At 56.1% G+C, this 15,756-nt stretch carries 13 protein-coding genes; 12 read left to right on the forward strand and 1 reads right to left on the reverse strand.

The annotated features are described in order from the left end of the window. The 9 genes from copD to FHL16_RS13655 form a co-directional block, all read left to right on the forward strand. Positions 1-863: copper homeostasis membrane protein CopD (copD, locus tag FHL16_RS13615; RefSeq protein WP_077748501.1), on the forward strand; the 863-nt coding region annotated here is incomplete at its 5' end. A 74-nt stretch (positions 864-937) separates the two neighbouring features. Beyond that, complete coding sequence (locus tag FHL16_RS34415) at positions 938-1,279, forward strand: hypothetical protein (RefSeq protein WP_019821287.1); 342 nt, start codon at positions 938-940, stop codon at positions 1,277-1,279. Positions 1,280-1,378: 99 nt separating this feature from the next. Then, the gene (locus FHL16_RS13625) at positions 1,379-2,635 is read left to right on the forward strand and encodes a TolC family protein (protein ID WP_019821285.1); all 1,257 of its coding nucleotides are present in this window, start codon (positions 1,379-1,381) and stop codon (positions 2,633-2,635) included. Further along, entirely contained in the window at positions 2,632-4,116 is a 1,485-nt protein-coding gene (locus tag FHL16_RS13630) for an efflux RND transporter periplasmic adaptor subunit (protein WP_019821283.1), read from the forward strand. Before FHL16_RS13625 ends, FHL16_RS13630 begins: the two co-directional genes overlap by 4 nt. Next, positions 4,113-7,256 (forward strand): efflux RND transporter permease subunit, encoded by a 3,144-nt coding sequence (locus tag FHL16_RS13635; protein ID WP_019821281.1) that lies wholly within the window; start codon positions 4,113-4,115, stop codon positions 7,254-7,256. The genes FHL16_RS13630 and FHL16_RS13635 overlap by 4 nt, the downstream gene beginning before the upstream one ends. A gap of 355 nt (positions 7,257-7,611) precedes the next feature. Next, a complete protein-coding gene (locus FHL16_RS13640) occupies positions 7,612-8,778 on the forward strand; it encodes an SAVED domain-containing protein (RefSeq protein WP_077748502.1) in 1,167 nt (388 codons plus the stop codon). Next, complete coding sequence (locus FHL16_RS13645) at positions 8,778-10,028, forward strand: nucleotidyltransferase domain-containing protein (RefSeq protein ID WP_019821279.1); 1,251 nt, start codon at positions 8,778-8,780, stop codon at positions 10,026-10,028. The genes FHL16_RS13640 and FHL16_RS13645 overlap by 1 nt, the downstream gene beginning before the upstream one ends. After that, positions 10,012-11,796, forward strand: a complete 1,785-nt coding sequence (locus FHL16_RS13650; RefSeq protein WP_031319187.1) for a HesA/MoeB/ThiF family protein — start codon at positions 10,012-10,014, stop codon at positions 11,794-11,796. Before FHL16_RS13645 ends, FHL16_RS13650 begins: the two co-directional genes overlap by 17 nt. After that, on the forward strand, positions 11,793-12,275 hold the full coding sequence (locus FHL16_RS13655; RefSeq protein ID WP_017341627.1) for a Mov34/MPN/PAD-1 family protein: 483 nt from the start codon (positions 11,793-11,795) through the stop codon (positions 12,273-12,275). Before FHL16_RS13650 ends, FHL16_RS13655 begins: the two co-directional genes overlap by 4 nt. Positions 12,276-12,303: 28 nt before the next feature. On the opposite strand, the gene FHL16_RS13660 is transcribed toward FHL16_RS13655, so the two are convergent. After that, positions 12,304-12,852 carry a 3'-5' exonuclease gene (locus FHL16_RS13660; protein WP_017341626.1) on the reverse strand — a complete coding sequence of 183 codons (549 nt, stop codon included), beginning with the start codon at positions 12,850-12,852 and terminating at the stop codon, positions 12,304-12,306. A 227-nt stretch (positions 12,853-13,079) separates the two neighbouring features. On the opposite strand from FHL16_RS13660, the gene FHL16_RS13665 reads away from it, so the two are divergent. The 3 genes from FHL16_RS13665 to FHL16_RS13675 all read left to right on the forward strand — a co-directional run bounded on the left by FHL16_RS13665 (position 13,080) and on the right by FHL16_RS13675 (position 15,677). Next, on the forward strand, positions 13,080-13,718 hold the full coding sequence (locus tag FHL16_RS13665; protein WP_228758830.1) for an antitoxin Xre/MbcA/ParS toxin-binding domain-containing protein: 639 nt from the start codon (positions 13,080-13,082) through the stop codon (positions 13,716-13,718). Positions 13,719-14,080: 362 nt separating this feature from the next. Further along, positions 14,081-14,473 (forward strand): DUF6957 family protein, encoded by a 393-nt coding sequence (locus tag FHL16_RS13670; protein WP_074059250.1) that lies wholly within the window; start codon positions 14,081-14,083, stop codon positions 14,471-14,473. Between the two features lie 286 nt (positions 14,474-14,759). Beyond that, the gene (locus FHL16_RS13675) at positions 14,760-15,677 is read left to right on the forward strand and encodes a LysR family transcriptional regulator (RefSeq protein ID WP_010465452.1); all 918 of its coding nucleotides are present in this window, start codon (positions 14,760-14,762) and stop codon (positions 15,675-15,677) included. The last annotated feature ends 79 nt before the right edge of the window (positions 15,678-15,756 follow it).

A 15,756-nucleotide genomic window follows, 5' to 3' on the forward strand; every position in this document is an offset into this window, starting at 1 on the left:
TCGGCTTGTACAGCCTCAGGGGAAAGGAAAGAGTATCGGGCACGGTCTTGAATTTTGAGTCGCTTCTTTACGGTACTTCCGTTGCAGGTGTAGCTCTGTCCCTTGCCGCGATGTTGTTGCTTGCGAAAGCAATGAGCGGTGTGTCGGAGCTTATGGAGCTACATCGTCATATTTTTGAAATGGTCCTTATGGGGACTGACGTCGGGTTGACCTGGATGGTCCGAATAGCTGCCTTGGTGATGGCAATTATTGGCGTCGCGTTGAACAAGCGATTTCCAACACCCAGTCTCTGGATCGTCACTGTATGCGGAGCGATTGCGTTGGCGACGTTGGCATGGACAGGGCACGGCGCCATGGATGAGGGCAGTCGACGCTACTGGCATTTCATCACCGACATTTTCCACCTATTAGCCGCAGGTGGCTGGTTGGGCGCTCTATTGGCATTCGCTCTACTGCTGCGGTTGAAATCGCTAAAGGGCGAACAAGAAGCTCAAATTCTTGCACGGGTACTGACTGGTTTTGAGTCGGCCGGCGGAGTGATTGTTGCGATCATAAGCGTTACGGGCGTAGTAAATTACCTGTTTATCGTTGGCCCACACCTCGATGAAGTGATGCTCAGTACTTATGGCCAGCTGCTGTTTTTGAAAATATTGCTCTTTGCTGGGATGATCGTTTTAGCCACGCTGAACCGCTTTCACCTAAGTCCGGTATTGGAGCGGTCAGTTCGAAATGGAGAATACTCTGCCGCAGTCAATGCCTTGCGCCGCAGCATGACACTCGAGTTTTTAATGGCAGTCGTCATAATTTGTCTTGTCGCATGGTTAGGCACTTTAAGTCCGGAAATGGAAATGAGCGCGGAATAGAGGTTGGTGACAGCCGACTAAGGAGTCTAGAAGGTGAATTGTAAGGGCCATTTCCACCGGCTACACTCCAGCCCATGAAACGCTACCTACGGTTTTGCCTGATTTTCCTGATTAGCCTGGCGCTCCCCCTCAGCGGGATGGCGGGTGTTCAGGCGCCGACTGAGCCCTGCCCCATGAAAACCATGGGCATGGCGATGATGGACGGCATGGGTCAAGACTGCTGCCATGACATGAAAAGTCCCACCGAGCACGGCAAACCCTGTAAGCCAGGCCAGGAGTGCAAGACTGGTGGCATGCTGCAAGTCTCCATCATCAAGCCTCCTATCACCTTATCCAGCCCCCTCGTACTGTCCTTCTCCCTAGATTCCCATCCAGTACAAACCCCGTCAGGGGTATGGCGACCGCCCCGCACTTGATTCCTGTACCACACTCAGCCTCATTCCGCGTTAGCGGGATGGCATATCTGCGTGCATGTCTGATGAAGCGCGCAGTGGATCATCACAGGAATCGTGAACATGAACTCCAAGTGCTATTGCACAGGGTGGTCCCTCGTGGCCGGCCTGGCGGCAAGCGTACTGGCATTGCCGAGTCTCGCTGCCGCATTGACACTCGATGAAGCTTTGCAGCTGGCTGAAAACAATGCGCCGTCGCTGACTGCACAAGACGCGAAAATTCAGGCTGCCAGTAGTGCGGCCATCCCCGCTGGTGAACTACCCGATCCCAAGTTGCTGCTAGGCGTACAGAACTACCCCATTGGCGGTCCGGATCGCTGGAGCATCGATCAGGACTTCATGACTATGCAAATGGTCGGAGTCAGTCAGGAGATGCCCAACAGTGCCAAGCGCAAAGCCCGCATCGAGGTCGCTGATGCAGCCATTAACCGCGCCGCAGCTGAGCGCCGGGTCGAACGTCTAAAGGTTCGTCAGGCCACGGCGCTGGCCTGGATCAACAGCTTCTCCGTTGAGCGTAAAGACGCGCTGTTCCAGGATTTCTACAAAGAAAACCGTCTGCTGGCCGATACCGTCCGTGCACAAATTGCCGGCGGCCGCGCTCAACCTGCTGATGCAGTAACGCCCAAACAGGAAGCGGCACAACTGGAAGAGCAGCAGGACGATCTGATTCGCCAGAGAGCGCAGGCCCGAGCGGCTCTGAAGCGCTGGATTGGCCCGGCCGCCAACGACAAACCTGTGGGCAGCTTGCCTGAATGGCCTGTCGAAGCCTCTGGCTACTCTCATAAGCTGCAACATCACCCAGAATTGGCAGCGTTTGAGCCTATGACCCGCGAAGCGCAAGCCAAGGTCCGTGAAGCCGAGGCGGAAAAACAGTCGGATTGGAGCTGGGAAGTCGACTATCAGCATCGTGGTCGACAGTTCGGCGACATGGTCAGCGTGCAACTTTCCTGGGATCTACCACTGTTTCCTGATTCTCGGCAAAACCCCAAGATTGCGGCCAAACACGCTGAACTCAACCAGCTTGAGGCTGAGCGCGAAGCGCTGTCACGCGAGCATACCCAGCAACTGGAGGACGAGCTGGCCGACTATGAACGCCTGAATCGTGCCGTGCATCGAACCCAGGACAGCCTATTGCCCTTGGCCAAGGAAAAGGTCGAGCTCAGCATGGCCAGCTATCGGTCCGGCAAAGGCGATTTGAGCTCCGTTGTCGCCGCCCGCCGCGAGCTCATCGAAGCCCGTCTCAAGCAGATTGATGTGGAAGAGCAGCGAGCGCTGACCAGCGCGCGCCTGTATTTCGCCTACGGGGAGTCCAGCCAATGAACCTTAGAAAGTGGAACGGGGCATTGCTGGTAGGCCTCTCGCTGGTATTGGGTGTTGCCGGTGGTTACTGGTTCGCTCAGCAGGGCATGAGCGAAGTACCTGGTGCAGCCCCAGAGCAGAGCCTCCCCTCTCTGGACGAACGCAAAGTACTGTATTGGTACGACCCTATGTCCCCGCAGCAAAAGTTCGATAAGCCGGGTAAGTCGCCCTTCATGGACATGCAGTTGGTCCCTCAGTACGCCGACATCAAAGGGGACAGCGCATCCGTTCGCATTGATCCAAGCCTGACTCAGAATCTCGGTGTGCGACTGGCTACCGTCAGTCGAGGTGTGTTTGCTTCGAGTCTGGAGGTTGTCGGTGTGTTGGCTTTCAACGAGCGGGACGTCGCCGTCATTCAAGCCCGTACGGCGGGTTTCGTCGAGCGCGTGTATGCCCATGCTCCTGGCGACGTGATCAAAGCCAATGCCGCCATGGCGGATATCCTTGTACCTGAGTGGGCTGCGGCTCAGGAGGAGTTTCTCGCACTCAAGCGCAGTGGCGATGCGGGCTTGCTGGCAGCGGCTCGCCAGCGCTTGCGGCTCACCGGGATGCCGGCGGCATCAATTGCTCAAGTAGAGCGCAGTGGCAAAGTCCAACCAAACCTGACCCTCACCAGCCCTATTAGTGGTGTGCTGCAAGAGCTCAATGTGCGCGAGGGTATGACGGTGGCCGCCGGCGAGACACTGGCACGCGTTAATGGTTTGAGTAGCGTCTGGCTGGCCCTGGCCGTTCCGGAGACTGAATCTGGATCGATCCTCATGGGGCAAGCGGCAGAGGCGCGTTTGCCCGCGTTCCCTGGGGTTGTGCTCAAGGGCGTCGTCAGCGCGATTCTTCCGGAAACCAATCCGGATAGCCGCACCCTTCGCGTCCGCGTCGAGTTACCTAACCCAGAAGGCCGTCTCAGGCCGGGTATGACCGCACGAGTGAGCCTCAATCGTTCAACGGAGCAAAGTGTGTTGTGGGTGCCGAGCGAGGCCGTCATTCGCACCGGTCGACGTGCCCTGGTGATGCTCGCTGAAGACGCTGGCCGCTATCGTCCTGTTGAAGTGTTGATCGGGCAGGAAAACGATGGCAAGACGGCGATCTTGAAAGGTCTGGAAGAGGGCCAGAAGGTGGTTACCTCTGGCCAGTTCCTGCTCGACTCGGAGGCCAGTCTCAAGGGTATCGTTGCAAACTCAGAGGAACAGTCACCACCCAGCGCAGCAGCCTCCAGTTTTCATGAGGCGGATGGGCAGATCGTTGAGATCAACGACAAAGAAGTCACACTCGCCCATGGCCCCTTCAAAACGCTGGGCATGCCTGGCATGACGATGACGTTCCCGCTCGCCAATCCGGCGCTGATGCAGGGCCTCAAAACGGGCGACAAGGTCCGGATTGCAGTGAGTCAAACCGACGATGGCTTGCGTGTTGAGCGTCTAGGGAAATCAGGGGGCCAGCTATGATTGCTGCCCTGATTCGTTGGTCAGTGGCCAACCGATTCCTGGTGCTACTGGCGACACTGTTCGTCACGGCTTGGGGCATTTGGTCGGTGCAGAGCACGCCCATCGATGCGCTGCCGGATCTCTCCGATGTTCAGGTGATCATCCGCACCCCGTATCCGGGACAGGCACCGCAGATCGTCGAGAACCAGGTGACCTATCCGTTGGCCACCACCATGCTTTCGGTGCCTGGCGCCAAGACCGTGCGCGGCTACTCCTTCTTTGGTGACAGCTTTGTCTATGTGCTGTTCGAAGACGGTACTGACTTGTATTGGGCCCGCTCGCGGGTGTTGGAGTACCTGAGCCAAATACAAAGTCGCTTGCCGGCCAGCGCCAAACCGGCGTTGGGGCCGGATGCGACAGGAGTGGGCTGGATTTTCCAGTACGCGCTGGTAGATCGCAATGGCGGACACGATCTGGCGCAACTTCGTGCACTTCAGGACTGGTTCCTCAAGTTCGAACTCAAGACTCTGCCCAACGTTGCCGAGGTGGCCACCGTGGGTGGCATGGTCAAGCAGTACCAGGTGCAGCTTGATCCGCTCAAACTGGCCAGCTTCGGTATCACGCAGGCCGAGGTGGCCGACGCGATCGGCAAGGCCAATCAGGAAACCGGTGGTGCCGTCCTGGAGATGGCAGAGACCGAGTTCATTGTGCGGGCTTCCGGCTACTTGAAAACGCTCAATGATTTTCGGGCGATCCCACTCAAGCTGGGATCGGGCGGTGTGCCGGTGACCCTTGGCGATGTCGCCACCATTCAGTTGGGACCGGAAATGCGGCGTGGCATTACTGAACTCGACGGTGAAGGCGAGACCGTCGGTGGCGTGGTGATTTTGCGCAGCGGCAAGAATGCTCGGGAGACCATTGCGGCGGTCAAAGCCAAACTCGACGAACTGAAAAGCAGCTTGCCGGCGGGGGTGGAAATCGTCACCACCTACGACCGCAGCAAACTAATCGACCGCGCGGTGGAAAATCTCAGCCACAAACTGCTCGAAGAGTTCATCGTCGTCGCGTTGGTGTGTGGCATCTTCCTCTGGCACCTGCGTTCATCTCTGGTGGCAATCATCTCCCTGCCGGTGGGGGTGCTGATCGCCTTCATCGTGATGCGCTATCAAGGGATCAACGCCAACATCATGTCCCTAGGCGGAATTGCCATCGCCATCGGTGCCATGGTCGACGCTGCCGTGGTGATGATTGAAAACGCGCACAAGAAGGTTGAGGCCTGGCACGTGGCCAATCCGGGGGAGGAACTGAAGGGTGAACGTCATTGGCACGTGATGACCGAAGCGGCGGCTGAAGTTGGACCAGCACTGTTCTTCTGTTTGTTGATCATTACCCTATCGTTCATTCCGGTGTTCACCCTGCAAGCGCAAGAGGGGCGGCTATTCGGCCCGCTGGCTTTCACCAAGACCTACGCCATGGCCGCAGCGGCGGGATTGTCAGTGACCTTGGTGCCGGTGTTGATGGGCTACTGGATTCGGGGACGAATTCCCAGTGAACAACAGAACCCGTTGAACCGGTGGCTGATCCGGATCTACCAGCCGGCTCTGGATGCAGTCTTACGACGACCGAAGATCACGCTGCTGGTCGCGTTGCTGGTTTTTATCAGCGCACTATGGCCAATGTCGCGCTTGGGTGGCGAGTTTCTTCCGCCTTTGGACGAGGGCGACCTGCTCTATATGCCTTCGGCTCTGCCGGGATTGTCGGCGCAGAAAGCGGCGCAACTGCTGCAACAGACCGACCGCCTGATCAAGACCGTGCCGGAGGTCGAACATGTCTTTGGTAAAGCCGGTCGTGCTGAAACTGCCACCGACCCGGCGCCGTTGGAGATGTTCGAAACCACCATCCAGTTCAAGCCACAGGAGCAATGGCGCCCAGGTATGACTCAGGAAAAACTGGTGGAAGAGCTGGATCGAGTGGTGCGAGTTCCTGGGCTGACCAATATCTGGATACCACCGATACGCAACCGAATCGACATGCTGGCCACGGGGATCAAGAGTCCTATTGGGGTGAAAGTTGCCGGCACCAACCTGACCGAGATTGATGCCGCTACCCAGGCGGTCGAGCGGGTGGCCAAGGATGTGCCCGGCGTCAGTTCTGCGCTGGCCGAGCGACTGACGGGTGGTCGCTATATCGATGTGGATATCGACCGCAAAGCCGCCGCCCGCTACGGGCTGAATATCGACGATGTGCAGTCCATCGTGGCCGGCGCTATCGGCGGTGAAAATGTCGGCGAGACCATTGAAGGGCTCGCACGCTTCCCGATCAACGTGCGTTATCCACGGGAGTGGCGTGACTCGCTCGGTGCCTTGGAGCAATTGCCGATCTACACCCCGCTAGGGAGCCAGATCACCCTCGGCACGGTGGCGAAGGTCAAGGTCAGCGACGGCCCGCCGATGCTCAAGAGCGAGAATGCACGGCCCTCTGGTTGGGTATACATCGACGTGCGTGGCCGGGACATTGCCTCGGTAGTCGCCGATCTACGCCGGGTCGTCAGCGAGCAGGTCAAGTTGCAGCCCGGCATGAGCCTGAGTTACTCAGGACAGTTCGAATTTCTCGAAAGGGCCAACGCACGACTCAAACTGGTGGTGCCTGCCACGCTGTTGATCATCTTCGTGCTGCTTTACCTGACATTTGCACGCTTTGACGAGGCCCTGCTGATTATGGCCACTTTGCCATTCGCACTGTCTGGCGGGGCATGGTTTCTCTATCTGTTGGGATTCAACCTGTCGGTTGCCACCGGGGTCGGCTTCATCGCCCTGGCCGGCGTTTCTGCCGAATTTGGCGTGATCATGCTGCTCTACCTGAAAAATGCCTGGGCCGAGCGTGAAGACGTCGGCGACCGCACTGAGCGCGGTCTGGTTGCGGCGATTCGTGAAGGCGCTGTGCAGCGCGTTCGACCCAAGGCCATGACCGTTGCGGTGGTTATCGCTGGTTTGTTACCAATACTTTTGGGAAGCGGTACCGGCAGCGAGGTGATGAGCCGCATTGCCGCCCCGATGATTGGAGGTATGGTTACGGCGCCCTTGCTATCGCTGTTTGTGATCCCGGCGGCCTATCACCTCATGCGTCGTCGACACTTGTCCGTTGAGCCTGGCAAGCACTGACGCGTAAAAATGCATACAAAAGGGGCTGCGCTTGCAGCCTCGTTTGAGCTGCACAGCCCGTTCTCATCAGTCCTACGCGCGGTATGTATCGAAATTAGCAAGTTTATGTCTTTTGCATAAACTCGCTAATTTCGATACATACGCTGTGGTCAGTGCCATTACCCACCAGCACTTGCCAGAAAAACGAACGCTGCGAACACTCCGTTTCGATGAGCCACAAACAGCATCCTGCTTATAGCCGACTCAGCATTCGTCACCCTTAGATCTCTCTTGAAATCGAGGCAAATGACCCTAATATGATCTTATCTTGCCATCATCGTTTTCAATCATGGATGTTTCTCGGGGGTAGGTCGGAATGGCAGAACAAGAAGACGCTAAGCCCGCAAGCGGGCGCTTCAACACAAATGATGAGACGAAGCGGATCGTATGGACACAGACCGCTGGTCATTGTGAACTGTGCGGCACGGATCTGACGTTCGATTATCGTGCCGGCAAGCCAATGAAATGGGGCGAAGTGGCGCATATCCTGCCCGCCAGTCCCAAAGGCCCTCGGGGACGCGCGGATCATGATGCTGAGGCGCACACAAACGATACCGCTAATCTGATGCTCCTGTGCCCAGGTTGTCATGACAAAATTGATCGTGACGCAGATGGGTATCCTGAAAATGATTTGAGTGGTTTACACCAAGCGTACCTGGAACGCATCCGACTCGCCGCAACGACCCCCGATGGTGGCAGAGCTATTCCTCTCATCGTCCAGAGTCAGCATTTTCAGACGATCAACGATATCCCCGTTCGCGATCTGTTGACTGCGATGTCCGCCGAGGGATTAACCGCCTTCGATCAAGGCATCAAAATCGCCTTCGCTGCACCCGGACCACGTGGCAGGGACACTACCTATTGGCAGAACGTCAAAGACAGCGTCCAGTATGAGCTGGAGCAGCAACTCAAGCGTCGCGGCGGCACTTATGGCGATTCGCCCGCGCTAGCAGTAGTCGGCTTGGCCGACATTCTGGCCTTGATGATGTTGGGCCAGAGTATCGGCGACCGTTCCAAACGCTTGATCTTCTCTTTTCACCGCGAGCATCTTTTGCGCTGGCCCGATCAGTCTGCTGAGCCGCCTAGTTTTCTGTTTACGCCTCCACCCAACGGCGATGGCCCACTGGCGTTGGTGCTCTCCATTTCTGCGCAAGTTCCAGTTCGCGACGTGACCGACGCTCTACCCGGTGCACGTATTGCAGAGCTGTCGATCCCAGAACCAAGCTACGCGATGGTACAGAACCGTCGGGTGATTCATGCCTTTCGCGACGCACTTCAAATACGACTGAGCCAGCTTGAGGCTCTGACTCCTGACCCTATCCACGTCTTCGCCGCCATTCCTGCGGCATTAGCCATCGAGTTTGGCGCGTTGCTCACAACACAGCATCAACATACATACCTGATCTTCGATCGGGACAAAGAAAACCAAGATCGGTTTACGCAAACACTGCAATTGGGTCCAGTGGCCCAGGAGGCTATGTAATGCTTTTGAGCAACGAACAGACCAAGCGCAGCAGTTGGGAATATTTTCTGCTTCGCGCCGCGCGGGAAATCTCGCTGTCGGAAGCGCAGTACGAAAAAATCAATGACCGCTACTCCCAACTGGAAAAAATCCTCTCGGCTTCCGACAACCCGCTGCTCGCTGAGGCCCATATTTTCGTTCAAGGCTCGATGCGGCTGAAGACGACCATCAAGCCAATCCCCGGCGCGCCTGCGGATCTGGACACCATTGATGCGGACGCGATTATTTGGCTTCCTCACGCTCAGGGCGCTGGTGCAAAGGAAGTTCTAGAAGCGATTGAGCAGCGTTTTAGGGAAGGCTCCCGCGTTCAAGAAGAAGTTAAGCAATTACGTCGTGGCATCCGGATCGTTTATGCCGACGAAAATCCAGGTTTCCACATCGATGTCACGCCTGCCCGCGCGATCAACGGAAATGGCGAAGCAAACGGCGAAGGTAAGCTGGAGGTTCCGGATCGGGTCACAGGGTGGAAAGCAAGCAGCCCTATCCCTTACTCGAATTGGTTGCAGGTTGCTTCTGCCCAAGAAATCTCTCTGGAAAGCTTGGTAGTTGCCAAAAGCCAGCGGATGCTTGATGCCGCGACACAAGATCCTTTACCGCATTATCAGGATTACATCGATCAAGATCCCCTGCGTGCGACCATTAAGCTGCTCAAGCGGCATCGCGATGAATGGGCCATCAAGACAAGGAGCGCTGATACTCGCCCAATATCTGCGGTCATCACCACCCTGGCCACGCACGCATACCTGGATGTCGTAAAGGAGTCGCAGTCGAAGCCTCTGGCTCCGCTCGATGCAATTTTGGAAATCGTTCGCAGGATGCCGCAGCACATCGCGCAGAGAGGTAGCGACTGCTATGTCTACAATCCTGCCGATAACGGCGAAAACTTTGCAGAGAAGTGGAATCGACCGGGCGAGGGGCAAGGCTATCGCCAAGCATTTGCCAAATGGCATGCGGACGCCAGTGCATCTGTTTCATTGGGTTTGGAAAGTTTTGAATCCAACGATTCCTTTGCCGAGGCAGTGAAAAAGAATTTCGGTATTGCACCGGCATTCATTACGGCAGTGAACAATGAGATCCCTGCGAACTGGACGATGCCCGGCCGACCGGATGGCACTACTCGAAACTCTGCTTCGATGGGTTCGCTCTTCGGAGGGGCCAGCGGTGGCGGAACCTCTCAGTCGAGCGTAAAGCCAGTTGGACGCCTTGGCTGATCCTATTAAGACGCCATTGCAGCGCGGAATCGCCGCACTGCGAAACACCCTAGGTCAGGATGCTGCCGATGCATTGCTCCAGCCCGCACCCACGCGGGCTGACGAAGCGGCGTGCTTTCACTTCCCCTTGCCCACCGATTACACGGGGCAGGAGCGCCGACTGCGTATAGGTTTCCCCTCCAACTTTCCCCGTGGACTCTTGCGGCTGAACGTCGAACCCTCTCCATGGCTGGTTTGGCCGCATGCCACCAAGTCGGGGCTTTGCCTTCATGGCTTTCAGGAGCGCCCCATTATGGGCTCCCCGGAGGTCGTGGTAGAGGACAGCCTTGCTCGCTTGGCCCAGATCGTTTCGTTGTCCAAGATGGGATCAAACCAGGCAACGCGCGATATCGAATTTCAGAATGAGATCACTACCTACTGGTCTTTTCAGCACGGTCAGTCATTCCAGAACCTCTTACTGTTGGATCGCCCTCAGGCCGCCTCGCAGTTGTTTGCTCTCAGCGATCCGCGCCGGGTTATGCCATCCGGTCAGGAAACGGTTTGGTTAGCATCGAACGTAGCTGCACTCAAAGGGCATTACCGACGGGTTGTCGGGCGCTCCGCTGTCATTCGCGCGGCCGAAACTCCCGGTTTTTACGTCAAGCTTCAGACTTATCCGGATATCCGCACCCCGGATCCGGAAGATTTATTGCTGTGGCTCACGCCACACCTTCAACCAGACGATGCCGAGCAATTGCTGGCATGGTTTGAGCTGCATGGAACGTTGGCGAGTCGATGGATTGTTCTGGAGCTTCCAGGAGGGGCAGATGCTCCAACATATTGCCTCAATGTGCGCTCGCTCGGCGTACAGCAGGAGCGGGGGGCAAAGTTTGGCTTGCGTACAGCGCGCCGTCGGCCAGCTATCGCAAATGCACATCCTCCGGCGCTCGTCCGAGCAACTGCCCTGGACGTGCTTGATCGAGCGTCCATTCTGTCCCGCGATATAAGCGGTACTGCACAGCACCTTGAAAATGCTCGAGTCGTTTGTGTTGGCGTTGGCTCGTTAGGCAGTGCGGTGGCAATACAATTGGCACGATCCGGTGTCGGCCACCTTACCCTCATCGATCCTGACACTTTGGTGTCAGCCAATCTGGGGAGGCACGTTCTGGGAGCGGATAGCCTAGGTAGACTGAAAGCCTCCGCGTTGAGGGACAAGATTCTGTTAGATCTTCCGACGACAGAATGCACCGCTTATGCGACTTTTGCCGAAGTGGTGATGAGCAGCAAACCAGAAGTGTTTGATAACGCAGATCTGGTGGTGATCACGACAGCAGACTGGCAGTCGGAGGTCACTGTATGGCGAGCCAAATCAAGCGGCGCTCCTTGGGGGCTTTTACAAGCCTGGAGCGAACCGTATACCCAGGTAGGCCATGCGCTATTCGCACCAGCCGGCACCTTTGATGGCCGTCAGTTGTTCACGGACGTCGGCGATTTTCTGCATAGATTTACAGAGTGGCCGGGAGGCGGTGTTGTTCCACTGCCCGCGTGTGGCGAGAGCTTTATCCCAGGCGGCTCGCTGGGAATGACCAATATCGCCTCTATGGTGTCGCACACGGCCTTACGCGCATTGACCGGCAACATCGCCACTGCATCTTGGGTCAGCAGTATCTACAGGCCTGAAGATGTTCTGAGCCTAGGAGGCCAATACCATGGTCCCAAACTGCCAGAGGGAGCGCAGCAAATCTTACTCGAGCGCGGATGGCCGGAAGATAAGGACGAAACGGTATGACGGATATCGCATGGCGCTGGCGATGGCCGGAGGTGAATTCCGAGCTATTGGTGTCCCAAGCTGTCGCGGACATCTTGGATAGTCATCGGCAGGGCCTTTTTGGCGTGGAGCGAGGGGGACAGTTATTTGTCAACCCGGTTGATCCGAAAGGGTTGCTGCTGGCCTTGGCCACGTTGCCTCATCGCGCCGATCGGTCAGGCTGGTCTTGGCTAGAGTTGGATGCGGAGCGGTGCCGTCAGGAAATCCAGGCTGCCAACGAACAAGGGTTACGTCTGGTGGGCTATTGGCATACGCATCCCCAATCCGTTCCGGTGATCTCTCCGGCAGACATCGGAAGTTTCTCCAAATTTGCTGCACGTTACACGCAGGATCTGCCGCACCCAATAGCCGTTATTGTCGGCAAGTCCGAAAAACCAGAAGGTATCAAGGCGTGGTCGTTCAGGGACGGCAGATATGTTGAGGCAACCTGTATCAGATGAGCTTCGAGTCAGTGCGGTGGAAGGTAGGTCAGCGTTTACCTTTACCCGCTAGCATTAGTGCGAAGAGCTCTGCCTGAAAGCGGGCATCATCCAATGCGTTATGGTTCGGTTCGCTGAGTGGCTTCAGCGCAGCGGTCATTTTGGATGATTTTGTTTCCTGCCAGCTGCAACCTACAGCGCCCATAAAGTAGGCCTTCATGTCGATAGCGGTAAAACCAAAGGGGTTGGTTTCCAGGTATTTGTGGAAGTAGTAATTGACGAATGACCAGTCAAACGGTGCATTGAGTCCTACGAAAATGACCTTTTGCCCCGGTTGGCAGGACGATTTCAGCCATTGATCAAATGTCAGCATCGCCTGTTGCGGAGCGAGGCCCTCGCGCTCCAGCTTCTCCAGACTCAGCCCCGATACTGCCAGTGCTTCCGGGTCGTGTTTTGGACTGTCAGGTCGTAGTTCAAGATAGATGGACGTTACAGGTTGGGCTACAAGACAGGCTCCAATGGAAAGCAGACTGTATTCGCCTGGTATAGGCCCAGAAGTCTCGACGTCGACGGAAACATAAAGCTCATCAGGGTGCATGTCATATCCTTTCGTGTAGTTACCTGATCACGCTCAGGCTCTTAGCCATGTGAAGGTGGAAAGGCAGGTATAGCCATTGCCCCATTTTTTGCTGTTTCACTCGCTATCCGGCGTTCGAGCAGCGGCAGTGCCTGTCTACCAGCGGATTGCGCGTTCCTTTGGTCAGCTCTGGGCCCAAGCATAATGATGTGTGTCATTCTCTGATGGCGGATGAGGGCCGGACGATCATGAGTGAAACTGAGCGCTGGATAGTAAAATGCCAGAAAACTGAGGACGGTACTGGCGACATCATCATTGATCTGCCTCAAGAGTTGCTTGACCAAATGAGGTTAGGTGTTGGGGACGACCTGGAGCTAACGGTAGTGAATGGCACATTAGTCCTGACGCCCGTGTGCAACGCAACATCAGTGCGGCCCATGTTTGCTGGCGTCCTGCGTCAGGATGTCTATCATGCTTACCGCATGCGTCTGGAGACGCTTCTTCATATCTCTGTCAATGCTTCGGATCTGGACATTCACGACATGATAGTAGCTGGCTTCTCGGTCAGCCTGATCAAAATGCTTTGTGATGATGGAACCCTCAGCGACGAAGAACGCGACAGAATCATTCAACCCAAAACGCTCAAAACAAAACTGTCAGCCAATCAGCTTTTAACGTTGCATGAGAGCGATCGCCTGTTCCGGTTTGCACATATTACCGCCATGGCCGAGGTGATCTTCGGTGACAAAGGGAAGGCCAAACAATGGCTTTCCAAACCCAAAGCCCGTTTTTTGGGAGAAAGCCCATCGGCGATGGTCACTACAACCTTTGGCACACATCTAGTCGAAGAAATGCTGATTCAAGTGTCTGAGGGCATGTCATTTTGATTCAGCCGCAGCCAAACGGCTTCTACCGCTCCTTGAGTAACATGGATTTCATGCGCCTATACCGGCGTCGCCTTGCCGAATACGACATGCACGGGCATCCATGAAGCACTAGGTTTCACCCACATCGGCACCTACCGCTAGGTAGGGTTCACGCACGGCAATGGCATAGCTGGGTACTGGCGAAAACCCACTTTATCCGGTGACAGCTAGATAGAAATCATCCCGTTCAGTGGGATGAGGGGAGAAGACGGACCAGCTGTGAAATGGCCCAGTCTTCGGCATCGGAACCTCGTGTGTCGATGGGAGCTAAGCTGATTGATGCTTCTCGTTCGAATCGTTTTTTTGATCGGCCGGAGGTACAGATGAATCTGGCAGATTTTGTCTCAGTGCTTTCTGCGGGTGAGAAAATAGATGGGTGCCAACTCACCACCTCAGATGCTGTGGCCCTCGCCAGTCTGCATTTTCCTTCCCATGCCTATTGTCTTGTTGCTGATTGGGCAATATTGGATCTCGACATTCCAACACGTCAGCGAAAAGCCATTACGGATAGACAGCTAATTCCTGCTCTCGTTTACGCTTTGACCGTTATCCAAGACAGTAAAGGCCGCTTCCCGCCTGGTGATTGGGTCCGAACAACGCTGGGTGTTTCCTTCACCCATGACTGCTTATTTCGAACAAAAAACACAGTTTATGTGCTGATGGGGACTGGTCGAAGGTTGCACACGGATTTAGACATCGCACTGAGCCTGTGCTGAAAAAAGACTATTTCCGCACAGGTGAGTGACCGGTCGCGCTCACATAATATTTCGGCCTGAATGAACGCTCTCGCTGTTGTGTCAATCTATGTTGTTACCAATCGAGCCCCGTATTTGAAGTGCGACCCGTCTGTGTCAGTCTATGTTGCTGTCGTGTGGATCCCGGATCATCCTACAGGCCCCGATTTACGAGAGGGGCTGTGTCAAACTATGTTGTTGGTAACCAACACTAAAAATCGCAGCCTATGGTTGCGATTTTTTTTATCCGAATGAAGGACATTGCCCCATGGACAGATTCCAGGAAATGCAGGTCTTCGCCGCCGTCGCCCAGGACCAGGGCTTCTCTGCGGCGGCGCGTCGGTTGGGGATGTCGGCGGCCAGTGTCACACGGGCGGTGGCGGCGCTGGAGACGCGCATTGGCACGCAGTTGCTCACCCGTACCACCCGCAGCGTGCATTTGAGCGAGGCGGGGCAGCGTTATCTGGAGGACTGTCGGAGGATTCTCACCGAGGTGCAGGAAGCGGAGGATTCGGCGGCGGGCAGTCACGCACAACCCCGTGGGCAATTGACGATTACCGCGCCGGTATTGTTTGGAGAGTTATTTGTCACGCCAGTGATGGTTGATTATCTGGCGCAGTTTCCTGAGGTCAGTATCAATGCGCTGTTGCTTGATCGTGTGGTCAGTGTTGTCGAAGAGGGAATCGATGTGGCGGTGCGCATCGGCGATTTGCCTGACAGTAATCAGCATGCGATTCGTGTCGGCGAAGTGCGGCGGGTGATTTGTGGTTCGCCAGCGCTGATCGCAGCGCATGGCCGGCCTTCTCATCCGCAGGATCTGGTGCAGGCGCCGATCATTGCGACATCGGCCACGGGCCAGTTACGTAACTGGCCATTCCTTGAAAATGGCGATCCGCTGACGGTGCGCACGGAGGCTCGGCTGGTGGTCACCGCCAATCAGGCTGCCATCACGGCCGCCTGCCTGGGTCTGGGATTCACCCGTGTGTTGTCTTATCAAGTCGCGAGAAAAGTCGCGGCGGGTGAGTTGCAAATCGTCCTGGCCGAATTCGAACTGGCGCCGTTGCCGATTCATGTGATTTATCAGGGCGGGCGCAAGGCGCCAGCGCGAGTACGCAGTTTTGTCGACTTCACGGTGAATGCCCTGCGCGAGCATCCCGCTTTGAAGAACGAGGCATTATTGCTCTAGTTGAAATAATGGATTGCGTTTGCTGGTTATTCTGTTGTTTCGGTAGCAGGTGGAAGATGACAACCCATCGGCGCCGACA

Source organism: Pseudomonas sp. FSL W5-0299, assembly GCF_005930655.1.
GTDB classification, from domain to species: domain Bacteria; phylum Pseudomonadota; class Gammaproteobacteria; order Pseudomonadales; family Pseudomonadaceae; genus Aquipseudomonas; species Aquipseudomonas mandelii.